The sequence below is a fragment of the Treponema sp. R6D11 genome (assembly GCF_054786075.1).
In genome coordinates this window covers 1-351 of sequence record NZ_BDHD01001242.1, presented here as the reverse complement: position 1 = coordinate 351, position 351 = coordinate 1, and the positions used below count along the sequence as shown (strand labels likewise).

At 70.9% G+C, this 351-nt stretch carries 1 protein-coding gene; it reads right to left on the bottom strand.

The window, feature by feature from the left end; translation table 11 throughout:
* A partial coding sequence (locus ACYVTD_RS18270; RefSeq protein ID WP_461249021.1) for a DUF1800 family protein occupies positions 1 to 288 on the bottom strand: 288 nt, incomplete at its 3' end.
* Between the last annotated feature and the right edge of the window lie 63 nt (positions 289 to 351).

Sequence of the window (351 nt, the reverse complement as noted above, 5' to 3'; positions counted from 1 at the left end):
GGGCCGTCTCTTCCATGCGCGCACTGGGCCGGCGGCCTGAGCACCTTTCAACTCGCGCCGGCCCAGTGCGCGCATGGAAGAGACGGCCCATTCCCAGGGCGTCTTGAACTTCGTGGCTGGCGCGGCCCAGGGTTCTGGCGAATCGATCAGCGCGCGGTAGACGGCTGGCAGGTCCCCGCCGCTGCGCTGGTAGGCGGCCGCAAGGCGCTGCACCAGCGCGGGCGGCGGATCGTCGGCGACGGAGTGCCGTGCCAGCTTGGGCGCGACATGGCTGGCTCTTATACACATCTGACGCTGCCGACGAGCGACCCGGGCTAGGACGCGGGGGGCGCGGCGCCCTGAGAGACACAA